Here is a 23,232-nt window from a genome sequence, read left to right on the forward strand (position 1 = left end):
GAGCCTAGTAACTGTCCTTAATAAATAAGTCCGTTACGTTTTACTTTATTTGGGTCAATACGTGAAGGGGTAATAGAGCCATCTACCAGTGGCGTAGTTGCGGTCGCTAGCATTCTAATGACTTGCAGCATTGACGGTAAGTTCAAGCTATTAATATCATCGCTGACTTGGTGATAATGTTGATCCTTATCTAGTTGTGTACTGCTAAAACTATGTGCTGGTACCCCTAATCTAGCTAAGGTAGCATTATCTGAGCGATAAAATAAATTTTGTTTAGGATAAGGGTCGGCATAAATTTTTAAGTTTTGTGATGCTAGTGCCTGATTTAATTGCTCTCCTAAATTTGAGCGATCCATACCGGTCATCCACACAGTACCTTCGCCAAATATCGCGGGCTTGCCAATCATCTCAATGTTGATCATGGCGGTAATTTGTTTTGGCTCTACCTGGGGAGAAAAATGACGTGAGCCAAAACCGCCAATCTCTTCGGCACTAAAAGCCGCGAACATTAAGGTTCTTTCATTGTTGCCCATTATGGCAAAGTGATTGGCTAAATTGATAATGGCTGAAACACCTGATGCATCATCATCGGCGCCATTAAAAATTTCATTACCTGTTAGGGGAGTACTGTTAGGTGTCGTATCAACGCTGGGTTTAACACCTAGGTGATCATAATGCGCTGAATAGAGCACAATTTCATGCGCTTTGCTTTTACCGGGTAAAATGCCAACGACATTACTTAAGCTGGTATCAGTAACTTTGGCTTTACCCTTAACGGTAAAACGCTTTATTTGGCTGATATCTGTTAAGGCGATAACGATTACGCCACCGCTATCTGCAGTGGACTTTTCATCGACCAGTTTAGTTAGCCCACGAGCAAAATAACTTTGATAGCGTTTAAAACTTTTTTCATGTTTTGGGTGCAATAAAACTAAATGTTGACCGCCTTGGTGGTTTAGCTCACGTAGCGCTTTACGTAAATTGTCGTTTTCACCAATCATGACAGTATTGACGGGAGAACGTTTTATTGATTGATTACCTTTTAGGGTATTACTGTCCCATAAAAAATCAATTTTTGTTGTTGCCATTGCTAACGATTCAGCAGCAATTTCTTGGCCATTAATTTCCACGCTAAGCGTATCGGGTATGATTTTCTGGAGCGAATAGTACTGTTTGAAATTGGGTGCGCTCGGTGCTGGGCTAAGACCTACCTCGTTAAAGCGTTTTGCGATAAAATCGGCGGCTTGGCGAATTTCTAAGGTAAAGTTATTACGGCCTTTGAGCGCATCACTGGCTAAATAGCTAACATCTTTGGTGATTTGCGCTAAGGTGATGGTGTTATCTACGCTAGCGGCGACACTTTTTTGAGTCTGATCAGCACTGGGTGTAAAAATCGGCTCAGCATCGTGTGCTAGATTCACGTTGTTACAGCCGGTCAAAGATAAGCTGGCCAGTGAAATTAGGGTTATAGAGGTTGCTAGGGCAACAGGCTTAAAACGTTTATTCATCGTTGTTCGGGTCATCATTGTCATGAAAGGCGAGTCTCTTACTTGAGTTTTATGGTTTCAACCAAAAGGGTTTCTTCATCTGAAGTTAACCATAATTGACCATCTTGAATACTGCATTGAAAATCCATATTACGGCTAAGTAGCTTAACTAAAGCTTCACAGGTACTTGGCTCAAATTGCTCTATGGTTAAGCGCTCAAATTTATTCAGTTTTTGTTCAACTTGTGACCACCAGGTCTTTACACTGGTGCCATAACAATACAGCTTAACCGCTTTTGCTTGATTACAGGCTTTCTTCAAGCGCTTTTCATCGAGCTGTCCTAGCTCAATCCACAGGTTAATTTCATCGCTGTAATTAACTTGCCAAAGTGCCGCTTCACTTTCATCACTCAAGCCTTTACCAAACCGTAAGTCTTGGTGAGCATTAAGGATAAAAGCCATTAAACGCACCATTAATCGTTGCGGTGTTTCAGAGGGATGTTGAGCAAGGGTAAGTTGCAAGCTATCGTAATAATTACGATCCATATCGGCAAGTTCGATATTAGCTTTATATATAGTCGCTTTAAGGGCCATATGTACTTAGAGGTAAGGAATAATGGCGGCTATCATAACAGCATGATGCTTATCTTGCCAAAAGTCAGTATAAGGCTTGGTAAGACTTATACTGAGCAGCAGGTAGTATACCTACTATTTGATTGATATTTATCAAGTGAATAATTAGGATAAGGATGATTTATTCTACTTATGGCTGGTTTTAAAGCATGATAAAGCCAGTGATAAATTTTACATTATTTTATAATGAAACCTTTGAGAGGCGTACATGACAATCCAATCTTTTTTTCCACCGCAACGTACTTTAATGGGTCCAGGACCATCAGATGTGAGTCCCCGTGTTTTATCTGCGCTGGCAAGGCCGACCATAGGACACCTTGACCCTTGTTTTATCGGTATGATGGATGAAATAAAAGAATTACTGCAATATGCTTTTCAAACTAAAAACAACTTTACCATGGCGGTATCTGCTCCCGGCTCTGCCGGTATGGAAACGTGTTTTGTTAACTTGCTGACGGTAAATGATACTGTGGTTGTTTGTGTTAATGGCGTATTTGGCCTGCGCATGATTGAAAATGTTAATCGTATTGGTGCCAAATTGGTGGTTGTTGAGGGAGAATGGGGCAGAGCGGTGCAACCATCTGCTTTAGAGGCAGCTTTACAAGCCAACCCACAAGCCAATTTTGTCGCCTTTGTTCATGCAGAAACTTCAACGGGGGCGTTATCAGATGCCAAAGCGTTATGCGCTATTGCCAAGCAATATGATTGTTTAACCATAGTTGATGCGGTGACATCACTTGGTGGTGTTGAACTTCGCGTTGATGAATGGCAAATAGATGCCGTGTATTCAGGTAGTCAAAAATGTTTATCTTGTGTTCCTGGTTTATCACCGGTGAGTTTTAGTGATAAAGCCGTCGCGGTCATTCAAAATCGCAGCACGGCTGTGCAAAGTTGGTTTTTAGATCAAACACTGGTAATGGGCTATTGGTCAGGAGCAGGTAAACGCAGTTATCACCATACCGCCCCGGTTAATTCTTTATATGCCTTGCATGAATCATTAGTGATATTACAAAATGAAGGCTTGGAAAATAGCTGGGCTAGACATAAAGCCATGCATGATAAATTAAGTGTTGGTTTAAGGGATTTAGGGCTAGATTTTATTGTGCCAGAATCCGAGCGCTTACCGCAGCTTAATGCGGTAACTATTCCTCAAGGTGTTGATGATGTCAAAGTACGACAGTTTTTATTAAATGAATATAATTTAGAAATTGGCGCAGGTTTAGGTGCTTTTGCTGGTAAAGCATGGCGTATTGGTTTAATGGGCTATGCGGCACGTAATGAAAATGTTGTCTTGTGTTTAGCGGCGCTAAAAGAAGCTTTAAAGCCGGAGAGACAGTAGCCACATAAGCAGTAAGCCAGCCATATAATGCTGCTAAAACTGTTGAGCTAACTAAAAAGCCCGCTACTGAACTTTGTCGGTAGCGGGATTTGTTCTTTATTCATCGCTATCAGTACTCGCTAGGGTATTGATTTATGGGTAACCGTTTACCAACTGCCGCTGTTTTTCATGCTTAACCACGGCTCTTGCGGCGCTAAAGCGCCATTTTTTTGCAATAACTCGATAGCGATACCATCGGGTGAGTTAATAAAGGCCATACGTCCACAACGTGGCGGTCTATTAATAGTTATGCCTGCGTCTTGTAATTTTTGACACGTTTTATATATATCATCGACTTCAAAAGCTAGGTGGCCGAAGCTGCGTCCTGCAGAGTATTCTTCAGTAGAGCCCCAGTTGTAAGTCAATTCAACCTCTGGGCCGCCGATTTCGGTGGCTAAATAAACTAAGGTAAATTTACCCGCGGCTACTTCACTGCGTCTTGTTTCAATTAAGCCAAGTTTATTGATATAAAAATCGAGTGATTGATCTAAATCACGGACACGTACCATGGTATGTAAAAATTTCATAAGGCTCTCTACTTTTAAGGTTAAGTTCGGTCTAAAGGCGTTTCCAATTCCAATTGAAGCCTGCACTTTGAAGTCTGTACTTTGAAGTCTATACTTTGAAGTAACAATGGTATATCGGTATATCACCTCGCTAAACCGAGTTAATTGGCATTCAACGTGTTGTTTATCAATAGCCGCTATCAGCTGGTCTTTTCTTTAAACTCACATAAATCTTCAATGATACAAGCGCCACATTTAGGTTTTTTCGCGGTACAGATGTAACGACCATGCAAGATGAACCAATGATGTAAGTTAAACATAAACTCTGTTTTTCGTGGTGTTAGTTTTATTATATTGGCTTCAACCTGGTCAACATTTTTACCTGGAGCATATCTAGTTCGGTTAGCAAGCCGATATATATGAGTATCGACAGCTAAAAAATATTTGCCTTCATTATCTTTTAGCCAGCCAAAGGCGGTATTTAATACCACATTCGCCGTTTTTCGACCTACCCCTGGTAATGCTTCTAATGCCGCTCTATTTTCGGGTACTTCACCACCGTGTAAGTCCACTAACATTTGACAAGTTTTTATGGTATTAGCGGCTTTGGTATTAAACAAACCAATGGTTTTGATATAGCTTTTTAAACCATCAAGGCCTAGGTCTAAAATAGCTTGTGGTGTATTGGCAACAGGGTAGAGCTTATCGGTGGCTTTATTGACACCAACATCCGTTGCTTGTGCTGAAAGTAATACGGCAATAAGCAGTTCAAACGGGCTAGAAAAGTTTAATTCTGTCGTTGGCTCTGGATTCTCATCACGCAGCCGCGTTAACATTTCTAAGCGTTTCTCTTTATTCATGGCTTTGCTCTTCTCTATTTCTCTTTACTGTCTTGGCTGCTTGGTGATTTGTTATTGATTGTTCTTTATTAATGGCTCTTTAATAATATTGGCGCTACGAGTCAAAATTTACCCGTACTCGTTCAATAACTAGGTCAGTATCGGCCACTTCTTTAGCTTTTATATGGCTATCAATGGTGTTTTTAAGTGCAATTAAAAACCCCATGGCGATAAAGGCTCCGGGTGGTAAAATCGCAAGTAAGAACTGACTATCAAGTTGCATCACTTCAATTCGAAGTACACTTGCCCAGTCACCTAGTAATAAGTCTGCGCCATCAAAGAGGGTACCTTGCCCTAGTACCTCTCTTATTACGCCTAATATAATTAATATAATGGCGAAGCCTAGCCCCATCATAAGTCCATCAAAAGCGGATTGTTTAACCGGATTTTTTGACGCATAAGCTTCTGCTCGACCAATAATGGCGCAGTTAGTGACAATCAACGGCAGGAAGATGCCTAAAGATTGGTAAATACCATAGGCATAGGCATTCATCAGCAATTGCACACAGGTGACAAAAGCGGCAATGATCAAGACAAAAATGGGTATACGAATTTCTTTAGGTACCCAATGGCGGATTGCCGATACAGTAACATTTGAACAAACAAGTACCAGCAGTGTCGCCAAGCCAAGACCTAGCGCATTAGTCACAGTTGACGTTACTGCCAGCAAAGGACACAAACCAAGTAGTTGTACTAAGCCAGGGTTATTTTTCCATAACCCTTGTAGGGCTAATTCTTTATATTCTGCTTTAAGATCCACTGCGGCTTGTGATTTTTCAGCCGCTTTTTCCTGCTCATCCAGGTCGTCAGCAATATCCGCTGCCTTACTGTTTTGTGGGGCTATATCATTGCTCATTTTCAGCCTCATGCTTTATGGGGGTCGATGTTGATTTTAGTTTATCTTCGCCACAAGCATTAGGGCGAGTTAATAAACTTGCTTTATTTTTAGTAAAGTAAATTAGGGTATTTTTAACCCCGTCTACTATTGCACGTGGGGTAATGGTCGCTCCGGTAAATTGATCGAACATACCATTATCTTTACTTACCGCCCAGCGGCTATCGTCTTCTGACAGCATGCGTTTACCGGTAAAACTGGTAATCCAGTTACTTTTTCTAATTTCAATTTTGTCACCTAAACCAGGGGTTTCTTGGTGTTTGAGCACTCGAACACCACTGACACTGCCGTCATTGTTGATCGCCATAATAAAATCAATGTTGCCATTGTAGCCTTTTGGTGCGGTACTGGTCATGGCCACCGCAATGACTTGTCCAGCTTTTCTAGCGATATAAGCCGTGTGGACTTTATTTATGCCTAGCTCAGGAGCACTTATCATAATACAGTCATTGGCGATGTCATTGTCATAACGACTCGGCTCTATAATGCTATGTAAGGTCTTTAATAAATATATTTGCTCTTGTTGTTTTATGCGTTCTTTAGTCAGTTCGCTGACTAAACCCACAGCAAAAGTACAAGCGATGGCAAAGAGCGCAAGAATTTTTGTGTTTTTAGAGATGGCAATAGTTAGAGCAGATTTTTCCACGACATTTTTAGTCGGCTTAGTGCTGCTTTTTTTGGGGATATCATTATCTGAATTAGACATCACTTATCTCCCTTTAGGTGACCATAAGTCCGCGGGCGAGTATATTGATCAATCAAGGGCGCCGACATGTTACAGAGTAAAATAGCAAAAGCAATACCATCAGGATAGCCACCAGCGGTGCGAATTAAATAGACTAACAGTCCAGCAAGTAAACCAACGATGATACGACCTTTAGTACTGGTAGCGCCAGTAACCGGGTCGGTTAAAATAAAGAATGCCCCGAGCATGGTTGCGCCAGAAAACCAGTGAAACATAGTGGAAGCACTGCTATCAGGGCTCATACTATAGCCGATAAAAGAACAGATAAATAAACTGATTAAAAAGCTAACCGGTGTTTGCCATGCAATGGCTTTTTTAAAGATAAGAAAAAGCCCACCCAATAAAAAGCCAGCATTTATCCATTCCCAGCCTAAAGCGAAATTATCACCGAACACTGGATTGTTAAGACTTTCCAATACGGTCAAACCTTGGTTAATGTTTGTTTTAAGGGTATCAAGGGGGGTTGCCATGGTGATACCGTCAAGGGTGTTACGCACTTGTTCTACTGAATAACCTTCAACGGTAAAGCCCGTTAAAATGGTAGTTAAGGTGTTGGTAAAATTTAAATCAACAGCCACTAAACTCAAGGGTGGTTGCCAGAGTGTCATCTGCAAAGGAAAAGACACCAACAACATGACATAACCAGCCATGGCAGGGTTGAATGGGTTATGACCAAGGCCACCATATAGCTGTTTAACAATGACAATGGCAAAAATCGTACCAATAACCGAAATCCACCAAGGGGCTAATGCCGGTAAACATATACCGAGCAATAAAGCGGTTAATAAGGCACTACCATCGAGTAATTCATGGGCAATAGGTTTTTTACGCAGTGACAGCACGGTAAATTCACAAACCAGTGCCGTTATCATGGCTATGCCAATATGAATTAAATTTCCCCAACCAAAGAAATACCATTGCGCTAAAATGCCAGGCAGGGTGGCGTAAATAACCAAACGCATTAAATTAGGTGTTTTTGTTTGGTTATGGTTATGTGGTGAACTTGCTATCCAAAATGCCATTATTTATGTCGACTCGTCGGGTTGTTTAGCTGATAATTTTTATTCAAGTTTGTTTTTTTGTTACTCATGTTTAGCCACTATCTTGGTCGTTATTTTTGACGGTACCGGCAAGATTGCGGGCTTCTTTTAGTTTTTTCTTTGCTTTAGCTTTCGCTATGGCGGCGGAAATTCTTATTTTTTTATCGGCCGCAGCATTGGCTTTACTGTCGCTTTCATCTTTACTTTCAACACGCACTGCTTTGATTTTCTCAAGGTGAATATCTTCTGCCGTTGTTATTGGCGTTTCTTGGTTGGCTTTTTTTGCCAGCGCTTTACTTTTTGCTTTAGCAATTGCGGCAGCTATTTTTGCCTTTTTATCCGTTAAATTGACTGCTTTTTCAGCCGCTGTGCTTTCTGCCAGGTTTACTGACTTAACAGCGTCAGCAGCTTTACTGAGTTTTTTTGCTTTTGCTTTAGCAATAGCAGCGGCAATTATTGCTTTTTTATCATCATTGCTTGGTGGTTGAGACACCTCAAGTTGTGCCGTTACTGTTTGCTTAACCCCTTCATTAGAGCTTATGGGCTTATTGGCCGCTTCTTGTTTAAGTATCCTCTTCGCTTTGGCCCTAGCAATTGCGGCTGCTACTTCCGTCTTTTGCTCATCAACCGGGTTAGTTGCCTCAGTTGCTAGCTCATTACTCTGTGCTAGGTTTTTTTGTGCCTCTGCTGTACTGGCTTGGCTTTGACTTTGACTTTGAGCGGCTTTTTTAGCTTTTACCCGTGCTAGTGCTGCTGCGACGGCTGATTTTGCGCCGGTCGCTTCTGGTGTCGCTATATTCATTGCTGCTTTTCGTGCCGCGGCCGCTTTTTTATGTTTTTCTTGGCGGGCTGTTTTTTCTTTTTCTAACCGTAAATTACGGGCTTCAAAGCGAGTTTTTGCCTTTTCTGCTTTTAAATCTAATTGTTGTTGTTGACGTATTTCAGCTTTAGCAATACGGTAGTAATGCACCAGAGGAATTTGACTTGGGCAAACATAAGCACAGGCACCACAATCAATACAATCACTTAAATTGAGTTTTTCTAACTGTGGGTAATCTTTAGCTTTGGCGCTCCACTGCAACTCTTGCGGGAGTAACTGACTTGGGCATACATCACTGCATTGACCACAGCGAATGCATTCAACTTCTTTACTTTCTTTTTCAAAAGCACTTGGCATTTCTGTTTTACTGGGCACTAAAATACAGTTACTGGTTTTAACTATCGGGACTAGCTCACTCGATACACTAAAGCCCATCATAGGGCCGCCCATTATCACTGGTTGCTGCTCATTTTCGATGGCTTGTACATCACATTGTTTCAGCAAAAAGTTAATTGGCGTGCCAAGTAACGCCCATACATTTTGTGGTTTATTTAACGCTTGTCCAGTGACAGTAACCACACGACGAATCAAGGGGATGTCATGTCTAACGGCGTCATTAATAGCAAAACAGGTGGCAATATTTTGCATGACAATGCCGGTATGAATCGGCAAACGACCTGAAGGAACTTCTTGGCCGGTTAATATTTGAATAAGTTGCTTTTCACCACCTGCAGGGTATTTAGTTGGCACAACACAGACTTTTATTTTTTCAATAGCAGCAGTTGCTTGTTGTAGCGCTTTAATTGCTTTGGGCTTGTTATCTTCTATGGCAATTAAAATAAAATTAGGGGTTAACAACTTATCGAGAATTTTAATGCCATCGACGATGGCGTTACTTTGCTCCATCATTAACAAGTCATCAGCGGTGATATAAGGCTCACATTCCGCGCCATTGATAATGAGGAAGTTAATATCAGTTTTACTGTTTACTTTGATATGTGTTGGAAAACCTGCGCCGCCCATCCCCGCAATACCTGCATCAGCAATTTTTTCAATTATTTCACTGTTCGATAACTGCTCGATATCGGCACACACAGTTTTTTTACGCCAGGTATCTTCACCATCTACATCAAGAAATACACACAATTGACTTAAGCCAGAAGGGTGGGCTATGACTGACATTTTTATGGCACTGATAGTACCACTGGTCGGTGCATGAATTGGCACCACCATAGGGTTGGTACTTAAGGTTAGGGCTTGCCCTTTTAATACTTTATCGCCGATTTTAACCAGTAAATCACCTTCACGGCCAATATGCTGTTGTAGCGGGATGATTAACTGTTTTGGTAAAGCCAGTTGTTTGATAGGTTTACTTGCGGTTAGCATTTTTTGTTCAGGAGGATGAATGCCGCCATGAAAATCCCAAAAATGGCCACGGGTGATGCGCTCTATAACTGATTCCACCATACTCTCCTAATCCAGTTGTTTTACTGGAATACTGGTTAAATCCCATTGCCAATTATGAATGGTATCTGGCAATTCACGCATTTCAATGCAATCTACCGGGCAGGGGGCGACACATAAATCACAGCCGGTACACTCATCTATGATAATGGTATGCATTTGTTTTGCTGCGCCAATAATGGCATCAACAGGGCACGCTTGAATGCACTTTGTACAGCCAATGCAATCTTCTTCAATAATAAAAGCAACTTTAGGGCGGTTACTTGCTGTTGTGTCACCTTGGACATGGCTTTCATCAAGGGGCTGTACTTCAACCCCCATTAAGTCAGCGATTTTCTTTATGGTATCTTCACCACCAGGTGCACATTTGTTGATGGCCTCGCCATCAGCAACCGCTTGCGCGTAGGGTTTACAACCAGGGTAACCACATTGACCACACTGTGTTTGTGGAAGAAGATCATCAAGTTGCTCAACAATGGGATCAGCATCCACTTTAAAGCGAACAGAGGCATAACCTAATAGCGCACCAAATATGGCAGCAATACTACCAAGCACAAGAATGGCAAGAAGAATATTCATGTTAAATCTTCACCAAACCGGTAAAGCCAAGGAAAGCCAATGACATTAAACCAGCGGTAATCATCGCAATGGCAGTGCCTTTAAAAGGTGCAGGGACATCGGCATTCGCTAGCTTCTCCCGCATGGCAGAGAACATTATGAGTACTAATGAAAAACCCAATGAGGCACCAAAGCCATAAATAATGGATTCAAAGAAACTATGTTGTTGTCTTAAGTTTAATAAGGCCACACCTAATACCGCACAGTTTGTGGTGATAAGCGGTAAAAAAATACCGAGTAATCGATAAAGGCTAGCACTGGTTTTATGGACCACCATTTCAGTAAACTGCACCACGACAGCAATCACCAAAATAAAACTCATGGTTGTTAGGTATTCAAGGTCGAGGGGCACAAGCAGATAGGTGGTTACTAAATAACTTAATAGTGATGCTAACGTCATCACAAAAATAGTGGCGAATGACATGCCAATAGCGGTTTCAGTACGTGAAGAAACCCCCATAAAAGGGCACAGGCCAAGAAACTGTACTAAAACAAAGTTATTTACAAGTACAGTACCAACGAGAAGTAACAGGTAATCAGTCATTTACTTTAAAGGTCATTAGGTTATTTATTATCATAGTACCGCTATTATCCGTGTTTTTATCCTATATAACAACACATCAGCAGTAGGGGTATTACGCTTTATATAGCCGTTAGCAATCAAGGTGCATGTTTCAGAGCGCTAGCGCTATTTCAATTATATTCATTAGGAAGTGATAGCAACGCCGCAGTGATATAACTCTAGCGCTTATTTGACGGATTTTAACTCACTTTATACCGCGTTATATAATCAAAGCATAGCATGACACTCGTTAAATTTACTTACCTAGAGTCAGGTAAATGTCCATTGAAAGTTGGCATTTTTCCTGTTAACGGGGATAATACCTGCTGGTGCTTTTTTATTATTATAGTGGTGTAGGCTTGCCCACGTAATAACCTTGGCAACCATCTATAAATAGTTTTTCTAAAGTATGTTTTTCTTCTTGGCTTTCGACACTTTCTGCCAGGACATTAATACCGAGCCTATGGGCTAGATCAACCATTAAACGTAGGAAGTATTGGTTGTTTTTATCGTCATCGATATCACGTGTATAAGAGCTATCCATTTTAATAAAGTCAGGGGTTAAATCTCTAAAAAACTTAAAGGAGGTTAAACCAACACCAAATCGCTCTACTGTTACTCTAGAGCCAACACGATGTAACATGTCTACTAAACGTTTAGCTGTCTTTATATTTTGCTGTAGTCCTAACTCAGATATTTCAAACACTAATCGAGGGGCAATACCCGGTTCACGTAGTAATTTACGTTCAAGCCAAATCATAAAGTGTTCATCATTTATGCTTCTAGCACTAAGATTAATGCCATAGCTACTATCGAGCATGTTTTTACTGGTTATCACTTTAATAGCCGTTTCAATAATCAATCTATCTATTTGGATTATTTTATCGAGTTTTTCGGCCATGGCGATAAAAGTAGCAGTAGGTAACATGTCATTGTTAGCATTTAGAAAACGCGCTAAAATTTCTCCATAGACACGGGTATTACGGCCACTAGGTTGGATTGGTTGTACTAATAAATTAATGCGCCCAAATTCTAATACACCATCTATCTCTTGTCGCCAATTTTGACTGCCAAAATTAGCGCTGTTATCGGTTAAAATATTGATATTGGTTTGTGAGTACCATGAGTTCGGTTTTTGTGTTTGAGCAACACTGACGCCTGTGTCTGCTAAGGCTAATAATTCACCCAAAGGTTTAGACTTATCAAAATAAACTAAACCAGTAAAAGCGACGGAGTCTAACTCATTAATTTGCTGGTAATCATTAAATTTAAGGGTTAATTCGCTGGCATATTGTTCCGCCGACTTTAACTGCTCGTTGGGTAATATGGTGGCGAAGTCGGAACTATTTAAACGGAAAAGTTTACCAGCAGGCCGAGTTACTAATGCGCTTTTGATTATGTCGGCAACTTTTATAATATAGTTGTCACCTGAGTTATAGCCATGTACCTGATTAATGGTCTGCAGTTCAGAGCAGCGAGTGATCAGCAGCACACCAAATTTAACCGGACTTTCTTGTACTATTTGTTTTTCATAAAACTGCACAAACCGGTTGCGATTCTCAATCCCAGTTAAACTATCAACATGTGCTTCTATTTCTAGATTAGTGGTGTTTTTGAATTGCTCGGTCATCATAGCTCGAATTTCGGTGATGCCTTTTTTTAATGCCGGGATCTCGAATAACTGCTCATTATCATTTTCTTGGGTGATAAAATCCGCGTCATTAATCTTGGCTAATTCGTTACTGATTTGTTTGCTAATTATACCAAAAATAATCGACTGTAATTTATAATTCAGTTGTGCCGAGATAAATACAAAAATAATAGCTAATACCATAACGCCGATAAATAATTGTATTAGAAAATCAATTATGCCAGTAAAACCTAGCTTATATTGAACTTGCAAATTTAGTTTACCGGTAGAGACTGTTTTTCGTTTCGTTAAAACAATATTGAGTGGTGGTATTTGTTTACTCTGAAAACTAAATAATACTGTGGCATTATTTTTGATAATTAATGTTTGGTAATCTGTGCTGGCTGTTAAAATAGTAGCGAGCTTTGCTGCTATTTCTTCTATAGACTGCTCATTGCTAACAAACTGCTGACTAATGGTTTGTATGGTTTTTTTATGTGCTTGAGTTTGTTTATCTATATAGAGTGTTAATAAAGAAAATGCGATAACCACGAAGGCTATAATAAAGGTTAATGCGAATAATGCATTTTTGATAAATAACTTAGAATACTTATACATGATGAAATTAAATGCTCCGTTTAAATCCTATCAAGAGGGGGGGTAGTACTTCTTATTAGCAGTGCAATTTCTTTATAAGAAACGATAGCTATATTATAGGGTCAATACTAACATATTGTAAAATATAAATTAATTTTAGATCATGTTTTAACATTATTAATAGAGACTGACTATAGTAAAAGAATATACTTTTCTAATCGATAATGCTTAATGTCTCTTGCGCTTACTAGCGCACCATTATATAATTTGTCATAATAGAACTTAGTAAGATGTCACTGGATAAACCCGCAAATTTTGTGTTGTTTATATTCTTATTAATATTATTGATAGTCCTGCTATTAATAACCTGATTAAACAGCGTCACTTGTTTAATCTAGGGGGAAAACAGTGGAATAAGCCCCTGATTTGGGGTTTTTTGTTTTTTATAGTGGGCAATGTCGCTAATAAAAATGAATACGGCAAAATTTCGCTGGGCTATATGCCCTTTTTTTATATCTAAAATTTTAATTGTACTGCTCATGAATTTATCATGGGGAGAGTAACAGGAGAAAACGCTTGGCTAAATTTGAGCAAAAACTAACTGATTTATTAAGGCCTGCAGTTGAGGAAACTGGTAAAACCTTGCTGGGCATTGAATTTATCAGTGCAGGTAATAACTCTGTTTTACGTTTGTTTATTGACCATGAAAATGGCATCAATGTTGATGATTGCGCAGAAGTAAGTCGTCAAGCAGGTGCATTATTAGATGTAGAAGATCCCATTAGCAGTGAATATAGCTTAGAAGTTTCATCACCAGGTGTTGATCGTCCTTTATTTGAATTAGCACATTTTCAAGAAATTATTGGTGAAACTATTAACGTAAAGTTATCGTTACCTTTAAATGGTCGTCGAAAATTTAAAGGGCCATTAATTGCCGTAGATAAAGACACCTTAATAGTGGAAGTTGATAGCATTGATTACGAACTTGTGTTCAAGAACGTAGATAAAGCGAACCTTGTCGCAAAGTTGTAAACGTTAAATATATTTGATGAAAATTAACATAAATTAAAGGCTAACTAGCATGAGTAAGGAAATATTACTGGTTGTTGATGCGGTTTCTAATGAAAAAGCATTACCGCGAGAAAGCATATTTGAAGCGATGGAAACAGCTTTAGAAACAGCTACTAAGAAAAAATACGAAGGTGACATTGAAGTACGTGTTGCTATCGACCGTGTTACGGGAGAGTTTGAAACTTATCGCCGTTGGTTAATTATTGATGATAAGGGTGAGTTGTTAGAAAACCCTTATGCTGAAATTACATTGGCAGCCGCTCAATATGATGAGCCAGAATTAAATGCCGGTGATTATGTTGAAGATCTAATTAAGTCAGTAACGTTTGACCGTGTCACCACACAGACAGCTAAGCAAGTTATTGTTCAGAAAATCAGAGAAGCTGAACGTGCTTTAATTGTTGATGCTTATCAAGACCAGTTAGGCGAAATTGTTACCGGTGTTGTTAAAAAAGCCAGCCGTGACAGTGTCATTATTGATCTAGGTAATAATGCGGAAGCAGTAATCTATCGCGATGATATGTTACCACGTGAAACATTCCGTCCAGGTGATAGAGTACGTGGTTTATTATATGAAATTAAACCAGAAGCACGTGGCGCTCAATTATTTGTCAGCCGTACTAAACCGGAAATGTTAATTGAACTTTTCCGCGTTGAAGTACCTGAAATTGGCGAAGAAATGTTAGAAATCAAAGGCGCCGCTCGCGATCCTGGTTCTCGTGCTAAAATTGCCGTTAAAAGTAATGATAAGCGTATTGACCCTGTTGGTGCGTGTGTTGGTATGCGTGGCTCACGTGTACAAGCCGTCTCTAGCGAGCTAGGCGGTGAGCGTGTTGATATCGTTTTATATGATGACAACCCTGCCCAATACGTAATTAATGCTATGTCACCTGCGGAAGTTGACTCAATTATTGTTGATGAAGACAAGGGCACTATGGATATTGCCGTTGAAGAAGGTAATTTAGCCATGGCCATCGGCCGTAATGGCCAAAACATTCGTTTAGCGAGTCAGTTAACTGGCTGGGAATTGAATGTAATGACTGTTGCTGACATGAAAGAGAAACATCAGGCAGAAAACGATAAAGTATTAAATTTATTTATTGATAAGCTCGACCTTGATGAAGATTTCGCGGCATTACTTGCCGATGAAGGTTTTACTTCATTAGAAGAGATTGCTTATGTACCAGTAGCTGAAATGCTAGATATAGATGGTCTCACTGAAGAAATTGTTGAACAGTTACGTGAGCGTGCTAAAGAAGCCTTAACTACCCAAGCGCTCGCGAGTGAAGAAACTTTAGAAGGTGCAGAGCCTGCACAAGATTTACTTGACCTTGAAGGGTTAGATCGTCATTTAGCCTTTGTTTTAGCAAGTCGCGGTGTTCGCACCTTAGAAGAGTTAGCGGAACAAGGTATCGATGAAATTAGCGATATTGAAGAATTAACTGAAACCAAAGCGGGTGAGCTAATCATGGCTGCACGTAACATTTGTTGGTTTAACGAAGAATAATAACACCGGAGAATATTATAGATGGCAGATATAACTGTAGCAGAACTTGCCAAAGAAATCGGAACACCGGTGGATCGCTTAGTCAGTCAGTTAGCTGACTCAGGCGTGAAGAAATCGGCTGCCGATGCTATTTCGCAAGATGAAAAAGAAGCCTTATTAGGTCACCTGAAAAAACAACATGGTGACGATTCGGCCGCAAATCCGAGCAAACTTACGCTAAACCGTAAAACAAAATCTACGTTGACCATGGGTCATGGCTCTAAAGCTAAGTCGATAAATGTTGAAGTACGTAAAAAACGTACTTATGTAAAACGTAGTGAATTAGAAGATGAAAAATTAGCTAAAGAAGCTGCACAAGCAGAAGCACAAGCCGCTATTTTAGCTGATACTAAAGCTAAAGTTGATGCGGATGCTCAAGCAAAAGAAGCTGAAAATGCTAAAGCAGTGGCCGTAGTAAAAGCTGAAGTTGAAGCTGAACGTAAATCAGCAGCTAAAGTTGAAGCTGCTGCAAAAGCAAAACAAGCCGCGGTTGATAAAGTAAAAAATGCTGAGAATGCTCCTGCTAAAGTGGTAGAAACAGAAGAAGCAAAAAACCTTCGTTTAGCCCAAGAAAAAGAAGTTGCCGCTAAAATTGAAGTTGAAGCGAAAGAAGCCAGTGAAGCGGCTAAAAAATTAGCAGAAGAAAATGAAGGTCGCTGGAAAGAGCAAGAAGCTGAACGTAAAGCGAAAGAAAAAGAAGTGGTACATGTAACGTCTTCAAAATATGCACAAGAAGCTGAAGATAAAGGTGATGCTGCCGATGAAACTGCCGGTCGTCGCCGTAAGAAGAAAAAACCAGCCGATCGTAATGCCCGTGGTCGTAATGCCCGTGGTCGTAAGCAAGGCTTGTTAAGCCCACAAAGTTTACAACATGGTTTTACTAAGCCAGTTGAAACAAAAGTACAAGACATTCGTATTGGCGAAACAATTTCGGTTGCTGAACTTGCCAATAAAATGTCGAAGAAAGGTGCTGAAGTCGTTAAAGCTATGTTTAAAATGGGCGCCATGGCAACCATTAACCAAATTATTGACCAAGAAACGGCGGCATTAGTTTCCGAGGAATTGGGTTTTAACGTAGTACTTGTTAAAGAAAACGCTTTAGAAGAAGCAGTATTGGCCGATCGTGATAATGCCGGTGAAGCGGTAACTCGAGCTCCCGTTGTTACTATCATGGGTCACGTAGATCATGGTAAAACATCATTACTTGATTATATTCGTAAAGCAAAAGTAGTAGATACTGAAGCCGGTGGTATTACTCAGCACATTGGTGCTTATCATGTAGAAACGGGTCATGGCATGATCACTTTCTTAGATACACCAGGTCATGCTGCTTTTACGGCAATGCGTGCTCGTGGCGCTCAAGCCACGGATATTGTTATTATTGTGGTCGCTGCCGATGATGGTGTTATGCCACAAACCATTGAAGCAATTCAACATGCTAAGGCATCTGATGCGCCAATTATCATTGCCGTTAACAAAATGGATAAAGAGTCAGCTGATCCAGATCGCGTTAAGAGTGAGTTATCACAACACGATGTGCTGTCAGAAGAGTGGGGCGGTGAGGTACAATTCTGTCATGTATCAGCAAAAACTGGCTTAGGTATTGAGGAGTTGCTTGATGCAATTCTCCTGCAATCAGAAGTATTAGAGCTAACGGCTGTTGTTGACACCATGGCAAGTGGTGTGGTCATTGAGGCTAGATTAGATAAAGGTCGCGGCCCTGTTGCCACAGTACTTATTCAAGAAGGTACCTTAAAACAAGGCGATATCGTACTGTGTGGTTTAGAATACGGTCGTGTTCGTGCCATGCGTGATGAAAACGGTGACGCGATTAAGTCAGCAGGACCCGCTATACCGGTAGAAATCATTGGTCTGAGTGGTGTACCCATTGCAGGTGATGAAGTTACCGTTGTTAAAGATGAGAAAAAAGCCCGTGAAGTTGCCTTGTTCCGTCAAGGTAAATTCCGTGATGTGAAACTTGCTCGTCAACAAAAAGCTAAACTTGAAAACATGTTTGCTAGCATGGCATCTGGTGAAATTTCAGCAGTGAACGTGGTATTAAAGGCTGATGTACAAGGGTCATTAGAAGCTATTACCGATTCATTATTGAAACTTTCTACCGATGAAGTAAAAGTTAAAATTATTGGCTCTGGTGTCGGCGCTATTACTGAAACGGATGCCACACTTGCTGCAGCATCAAACGCTATAGTGATTGGCTTTAACGTTCGTGCAGATGTACCTGCCCGTAAAGTGATTGACTCGGAAAATATTGATTTACGTTATTACAGTGTTATCTACTCATTAATAGATGAAGTTAAACAAGCCATGAGTGGTATGTTAGCGCCAGAATTCAAGCAAGTAATTCTTGGTCTTGCCCAAGTTCGTGACGTATTCAAATCACCTAAAATTGGCTCTATTGCTGGTTGTATGGTTACTGAAGGTCTTATCAAACGTTCTGCGCCAATTCGTGTCTTACGTGAAAACGTAGTTATTTACGAAGGTGAACTTGAATCATTACGTCGCTTTAAAGACGACGTACAAGAAGTTCGTAACGGTACTGAGTGTGGTATCGGTGTTAAGAACTACAATGATGTCCGTGTCGGCGACCAAATCGAAGTATTTGAAACGATTGAAGTTAAACGAACGCTGTAACTTTATATTTTTGCAAATTACACCGATAGCATCATCGGAAGTACTCATTGACCTGTGTCAACTCCGTGCTTCCTCTATGCTCGCAACGTAATATGCTTTAATCTAAAGCAACAGAGAGTTAAATACTTTTAAAAGGGGCTTATGCCCCTTTTGTGTTGATAATTTATAACTAATTAATAAACCAAGAAAGCTGCGAATTGTGAGTAACAGCTTCATAGGAGTATACGATGGCTAGAGAATATGCCCGTACTGACCGAGTTGGTCAGCAAATCCAAAAAGAAATCGCCGTTATTTTAATGCGCGAAATTAAAGATCCACGTTTAAGCATGACCACAGTTTCTGCGGTTGAAGTAACACGCGACCTAGCTTACGCTAAGATTTTTGTGACGTTTATCAACGATAATGCTGACGAAATTAAGGCCTCGCTTAGCGTTTTAGCTGAAGCTGAAGGTTATATTCGTTCATTATTAGGTAAACGTTTACGTGCCCGTATAATGCCGCATTTACGTTTTGTTTATGATAGCTCCATGAAAGAAGGTGTGCGTATAGGTGCCTTGGTTGACAAAGCGGTTGCTAGTGATAAAAATAAAGATAAACAGGCGGATAACTCAGCCGTGGACAGTGAAAAAAATAATGATAGTGAGCAAGGCGACTAATACATGGCTAAACGTAGAAAGGGCCGCCCGATTAATGGCGTATTGTTATTAGATAAGCCTTATGAAATGTCATCAAACCATGCTTTGCAAGCGGTTAAACGCATCTTTTTTGCTCAAAAAGCAGGGCACACCGGTGCATTAGATCCATTGGCAACAGGCATGTTGCCAATTTGTTTGGGTGAGGGCACTAAGTTCTCACAATTCTTGCTTGATACCGATAAAACCTATCAAGTCACAGCCAAGCTAGGTATTCGTACCACCACCAGTGATGCCGATGGTGAAATTGTCAGTGAAAAAGCGGTTAACGTTTCTGATGAACAGTTAGCCGCAGCTTTAGATAGCTTTCGCGGCACCACTAAACAAATACCTTCTATGTATTCAGCACTTAAATACCAAGGCCAGCCTTTGTATAAATATGCCAGAGAAGGTATTGAGGTGCCACGAGTAGCGCGGGACATTACTGTTTATAACCTTGAGTTATTACGTTTTGAGCATGATGAAGTTGAATTAAATATCCATGTATCAAAGGGTACTTATATTCGCACCATAGTTGATGATTTAGGTGAACTGCTAGGTTGTGGCGCACACGTAGCTGACCTTAGACGCTCTGCCGTGGGGAATTATCCCATGGATAAAATGGTAACCCTGCCTCAGCTTGAAGCCTTACTCGAACAAGCGAATGAAGAAGAAATAAGCCCATCAGAGTTACTTGACCCCTTATTGCTGCCGATGAATAGTGCTGTAGATGGCATGCATTGTGTTTATGTTGACGATATGTCGGCAAATTTCTTACGCCATGGTAACCCTGTGCAAGCTCATAATTCGCCAAGTGAGGGTTGCGTGCAAGTGTATATCGGTGAAGATGAGAACGATGTTAACGCTGAATTTATTGGAGTAGGTTTTATCGATGATGATGGCTTACTCGCACCTAAACGTATCGTTGTTGTATAAAAGCGCTTCCTTGTATAGCGTCTTTGTTCTATAGGTGATAAGACAGGTTTTGGTACGTATTACAGTTGTTAAACTATCGAGGCAGTAATGTCTTGCTTTTTAATTATTCGCTGCTAAAATACGCGCTCTTTCGTCATCAAGGCTAAATTAGTGTTTGGCTTGATGCGTTTTTTAATTACCTTTAACTCAATAATATTGAGGGAAGGGTTAACACACTAAGGATTTTTTATGTCTTTAAATGCTTCACAAAAAGCTGCAATCGTTGCAGAATATGCTCAATCAGAAGGTGACACTGGTTCTCCAGAAGTTCAAGTTGCTTTGTTAACTACACAAATCAACCACTTACAAGGTCATTTTAAAGAGCACATCCATGATCACCATTCACGTCGTGGTTTATTACGTATGGTTGCCCAACGTCGTAAATTACTTGATTACTTGAAAGGTAGAAATGTTGAGCGTTACGGTACATTAATCGGTAAATTAGGTCTACGTCGTTAATAGCAACTTGCTAACGAACGTAACTTATAAGATTTAAAAAAAGGAGCCTTTGGCTCCTTTTTTGTGCTCTGCCGTTAACACGATTAAAAATAGATAATAAAATGTCAGTTAATCTGTGCTTTAAGGTAATAATTGCGCTTTGACGCTAGCATTCACCTGCTTACTTAGTATAATGTCGGTGAAAATATACCTATGCTGTTCTTCGAATAAATCTAAAACTGCATTGATGTTTTTTCTAACACCAACCAATCCAAACTGTATAATTTTTTGTTCAACTTAGTAGCATATTTGCTGTCATGTATTTGGCCAAGATACTTAGTGAATAAATAATTGTACAGATTGGTAAATGATATTAATAATGAAAATTAAGGAAATTAATTAGATGCTAAATCCAATTACTAAAAAATTTCAATACGGTAAACATACTGTAACACTTGAAACGGGCGCTATTGCTCGTCAAGCTTCTGGTGCTGTAATGGCAAGCATGGATGATACCTGTGTATTAGTCACTGTTGTTGCTAAAAAAGAAGCGAAAGCAGGGCAAGACTTTTTCCCGTTAACAATAAACTACCAAGAGCGTGCCTACGCTGCGGGTAAAATTCCAGGAAGTTTCTTTAAACGTGAAGGTCGCCCTTCAGAAGAAGAAACACTGATTGCACGTTTAATTGACCGTCCACTTCGTCCGTTATTCCCAGAAGGGTTTATTAACGAAGTACAAGTAATTATCACGGTTATTTCTGTTAACCCTGAAATTGCCCCAGACATCATTTCATTAATTGGTGCTTCTGCCGCTCTTGCTATTTCAGGTGCACCATTTAATGGTCCAATTGGCGCAGCACGTGTTGGTTATGTTGATGGTCAATACATACTTAACCCACTGCAATCTGAATTACCAGAAAGTAAATTAGACTTAGTGGTAGCCGGTACTGATAACGCGGTATTAATGGTTGAGTCTGAAGCTGATGTATTATCTGAAGAAGTAATGCTTGGTGCAGTAATGTACGGCCATGAGCAAATGCAAACAGTGGTTACGGCCATTAAAGAATTTAAAGCTGAAGTAAACACCCCAGTATGGGAATGGTCTGCACCCGTTAAAAATACTGAGTTATTAGCCAAAATTGCAGAGTTAAGTGAAGCACAATTAAACGAAGCTTACCAAATTACTGAAAAAGCGGTTCGTTATGAAAAAATTACCGAGATCCGTAACTCTGTTGTTGAAACTTTATTAGCACAAGATGCTGATCTAAACGTGCAAGAAGCAAAAGATTTATTCCACGATTTAGAAAAAACGGTTGTACGTGGCCGCATCATTGATGGTAGCCCTCGTATTGATGGTCGTGATCCTGAGTCAATTCGTGCCTTAGACGTAATGACGGGTGTTTTACCAAGAACTCACGGCTCTGCGGTATTTACTCGTGGTGAAACTCAAGCATTAGTTACTGCAACACTGGGTACGCAACGTGATGCCCAACGCCTTGATACCTTAATGGGTGATAAAACTGACCCATTTATGTTTCATTACAACTTCCCTCCATACTGTGTAGGTGAAACTGGATTTGTTGGTAGCCCTAAACGTCGTGAAATTGGCCATGGCCGTCTGGCGAAACGTGGTATGTTAGCGGTTATGCCTACACTAGAAGAATTCCCGTATGCTATCCGTATTGTTTCTGAAATCACTGAATCAAATGGCTCCTCTTCAATGGCGTCAGTATGTGGTGCTTCATTAGCCTTGATGGATGCGGGTGTACCCATTAAAGCTTCTGTTGCTGGTATTGCGATGGGCCTGGTTAAAGAAGGTGACAAGTTTGTTGTGCTTTCTGACATCTTAGGTGATGAAGATCACTTAGGTGATATGGACTTTAAAGTAGCCGGTACCACAGGTGGTATTACTGCCCTGCAAATGGATATTAAAATTGAAGGTATTACTCAAGAAATAATGCAAATTGCTTTAAACCAAGCAAAAGCTGCACGTACTCATATTTTATCTGTGATGGATGAAGCTATTTCTGGACACAGAGATGATATTTCTGAGTTTGCACCACGCATTCACACCATGAAAGTAAGCCAAGATAAGATTCGTGACATTATTGGTAAAGGTGGCGCGACTATTCGTCAATTGACGGAAGAAACCGGTACTACCATTGAAATTGAAGATGACGGTACTATTAAAATAGCGGCAACTTCAAATGAACAAGCACAAGATGCGATTAACCGTATTAAGGCATTAACCGCTGAAATTGAAGTAGGTACACTTTACACCGGTAAAGTAGTACGTATCGTTGATTTTGGTGCTTTTGTTAATGTATTACCAGGTAAAGACGGCTTAGTACACATTTCTCAAATTTCTGAAGAGCGCGTTAATAACGTTAGCGATGTCTTAACAGAAGGTCAAGAAGTGAAAGTTAAGGTACTAGAAGTTGATCGCCAAGGTCGTGTTCGTTTAAGTATCAAAGAAGCTATTGAAAAGCCAGCTGCGACAGAAACACCTGCCGCTGAGTAACTTTCTCAGTAAAAAATATTTACATTTGATTAAGTAAAAAAGGAGCCAATTGGCTCCTTTTTTGTTTATAATGAATTAATTTATA

19 protein-coding genes are annotated in these 23,232 nt (G+C 40.2%); 8 read left to right on the top strand and 11 right to left on the bottom strand.

What is annotated here, in order from left to right; genetic code table 11:
• Nucleotides 1-17 precede the first annotated feature (17 nt).
• On the bottom strand, nt 18-1,532 hold the full coding sequence (locus MTCD1_RS03915; RefSeq protein WP_088568904.1) for a M28 family peptidase: 1,515 nt from the start codon (nt 1,530-1,532) through the stop codon (nt 18-20).
• 14 nt (nt 1,533-1,546) lie between these two features.
• The gene (locus tag MTCD1_RS03920; protein ID WP_057181199.1) at nt 1,547-2,080 is read right to left on the bottom strand and encodes a YaeQ family protein; all 534 of its coding nucleotides are present in this window, start codon (nt 2,078-2,080) and stop codon (nt 1,547-1,549) included.
• 247 nt (nt 2,081-2,327) lie between these two features.
• Between MTCD1_RS03920 and MTCD1_RS03925 the strand changes: the two genes are divergently transcribed.
• Entirely contained in the window at nt 2,328-3,458 is a 1,131-nt protein-coding gene (locus tag MTCD1_RS03925; protein WP_057181198.1) for a pyridoxal-phosphate-dependent aminotransferase family protein, read from the top strand.
• A gap of 146 nt (nt 3,459-3,604) precedes the next feature.
• On the opposite strand, the gene MTCD1_RS03930 is transcribed toward MTCD1_RS03925, so the two are convergent.
• The 9 genes from MTCD1_RS03930 to MTCD1_RS03970 form a co-directional block, all read right to left on the bottom strand.
• Complete coding sequence (locus MTCD1_RS03930) at nt 3,605-4,024, bottom strand: VOC family protein (protein ID WP_057181197.1); 420 nt, start codon at nt 4,022-4,024, stop codon at nt 3,605-3,607.
• A gap of 179 nt (nt 4,025-4,203) precedes the next feature.
• Nucleotides 4,204-4,863 carry an endonuclease III gene (gene nth, locus MTCD1_RS03935; protein ID WP_057181196.1) on the bottom strand — a complete coding sequence of 220 codons (660 nt, stop codon included), beginning with the start codon at nt 4,861-4,863 and terminating at the stop codon, nt 4,204-4,206.
• Between the two features lie 94 nt (nt 4,864-4,957).
• Nucleotides 4,958-5,758, bottom strand: a complete 801-nt coding sequence (locus MTCD1_RS03940; protein ID WP_082606511.1) for an electron transport complex subunit E — start codon at nt 5,756-5,758, stop codon at nt 4,958-4,960.
• The gene (rsxG, locus tag MTCD1_RS03945) at nt 5,748-6,416 is read right to left on the bottom strand and encodes an electron transport complex subunit RsxG (RefSeq protein ID WP_057181348.1); all 669 of its coding nucleotides are present in this window, start codon (nt 6,414-6,416) and stop codon (nt 5,748-5,750) included. The genes MTCD1_RS03940 and rsxG overlap by 11 nt, the downstream gene beginning before the upstream one ends.
• Before the next feature lie 86 nt (nt 6,417-6,502).
• A complete protein-coding gene (rsxD, locus tag MTCD1_RS03950; RefSeq protein WP_057181195.1) occupies nt 6,503-7,564 on the bottom strand; it encodes an electron transport complex subunit RsxD in 1,062 nt (353 codons plus the stop codon).
• Between the two features lie 70 nt (nt 7,565-7,634).
• Nucleotides 7,635-9,869: an electron transport complex subunit RsxC gene (gene rsxC / locus MTCD1_RS03955; RefSeq protein WP_057181194.1), complete on the bottom strand. Its 2,235-nt coding sequence runs from the start codon at nt 9,867-9,869 to the stop codon at nt 7,635-7,637.
• A gap of 6 nt (nt 9,870-9,875) precedes the next feature.
• Entirely contained in the window at nt 9,876-10,445 is a 570-nt protein-coding gene (gene rsxB, locus MTCD1_RS03960; protein WP_057181193.1) for an electron transport complex subunit RsxB, read from the bottom strand.
• A 1-nt stretch (nt 10,446) separates the two neighbouring features.
• Nucleotides 10,447-11,028 carry an electron transport complex subunit RsxA gene (gene rsxA / locus MTCD1_RS03965; protein ID WP_057181192.1) on the bottom strand — a complete coding sequence of 194 codons (582 nt, stop codon included), beginning with the start codon at nt 11,026-11,028 and terminating at the stop codon, nt 10,447-10,449.
• A gap of 361 nt (nt 11,029-11,389) precedes the next feature.
• On the bottom strand, nt 11,390-13,294 hold the full coding sequence (locus MTCD1_RS03970; protein WP_057181191.1) for an EAL domain-containing protein: 1,905 nt from the start codon (nt 13,292-13,294) through the stop codon (nt 11,390-11,392).
• Between the two features lie 555 nt (nt 13,295-13,849).
• Here MTCD1_RS03970 and rimP point away from each other — a divergent pair.
• The 7 genes from rimP to pnp all read left to right on the top strand — a co-directional run bounded on the left by rimP (nt 13,850) and on the right by pnp (nt 23,147).
• A complete protein-coding gene (gene rimP / locus MTCD1_RS03975; RefSeq protein ID WP_057181190.1) occupies nt 13,850-14,305 on the top strand; it encodes a ribosome maturation factor RimP in 456 nt (151 codons plus the stop codon).
• Nucleotides 14,306-14,354: 49 nt separating this feature from the next.
• Nucleotides 14,355-15,851: a transcription termination factor NusA gene (gene nusA / locus MTCD1_RS03980; protein ID WP_057181189.1), complete on the top strand. Its 1,497-nt coding sequence runs from the start codon at nt 14,355-14,357 to the stop codon at nt 15,849-15,851.
• A 21-nt stretch (nt 15,852-15,872) separates the two neighbouring features.
• A complete protein-coding gene (gene infB, locus MTCD1_RS03985) occupies nt 15,873-18,542 on the top strand; it encodes a translation initiation factor IF-2 (protein WP_057181188.1) in 2,670 nt (889 codons plus the stop codon).
• 227 nt (nt 18,543-18,769) lie between these two features.
• Entirely contained in the window at nt 18,770-19,198 is a 429-nt protein-coding gene (rbfA, locus tag MTCD1_RS03990; RefSeq protein WP_057181187.1) for a 30S ribosome-binding factor RbfA, read from the top strand.
• A 3-nt stretch (nt 19,199-19,201) separates the two neighbouring features.
• Complete coding sequence (gene truB / locus MTCD1_RS03995) at nt 19,202-20,149, top strand: tRNA pseudouridine(55) synthase TruB (protein WP_057181186.1); 948 nt, start codon at nt 19,202-19,204, stop codon at nt 20,147-20,149.
• Nucleotides 20,150-20,377: 228 nt separating this feature from the next.
• Nucleotides 20,378-20,647 (top strand): 30S ribosomal protein S15, encoded by a 270-nt coding sequence (gene rpsO / locus MTCD1_RS04000; RefSeq protein WP_057181185.1) that lies wholly within the window; start codon nt 20,378-20,380, stop codon nt 20,645-20,647.
• A 382-nt stretch (nt 20,648-21,029) separates the two neighbouring features.
• Nucleotides 21,030-23,147, top strand: coding sequence for a polyribonucleotide nucleotidyltransferase (pnp, locus tag MTCD1_RS04005; RefSeq protein ID WP_057181184.1), 2,118 nt, complete (start codon nt 21,030-21,032; stop codon nt 23,145-23,147).
• The last annotated feature ends 85 nt before the right edge of the window (nt 23,148-23,232 follow it).

It is taken from the genome of Colwellia marinimaniae, assembly GCF_002207865.1.
GTDB classification, from domain to species: domain Bacteria; phylum Pseudomonadota; class Gammaproteobacteria; order Enterobacterales; family Alteromonadaceae; genus Colwellia; species Colwellia marinimaniae.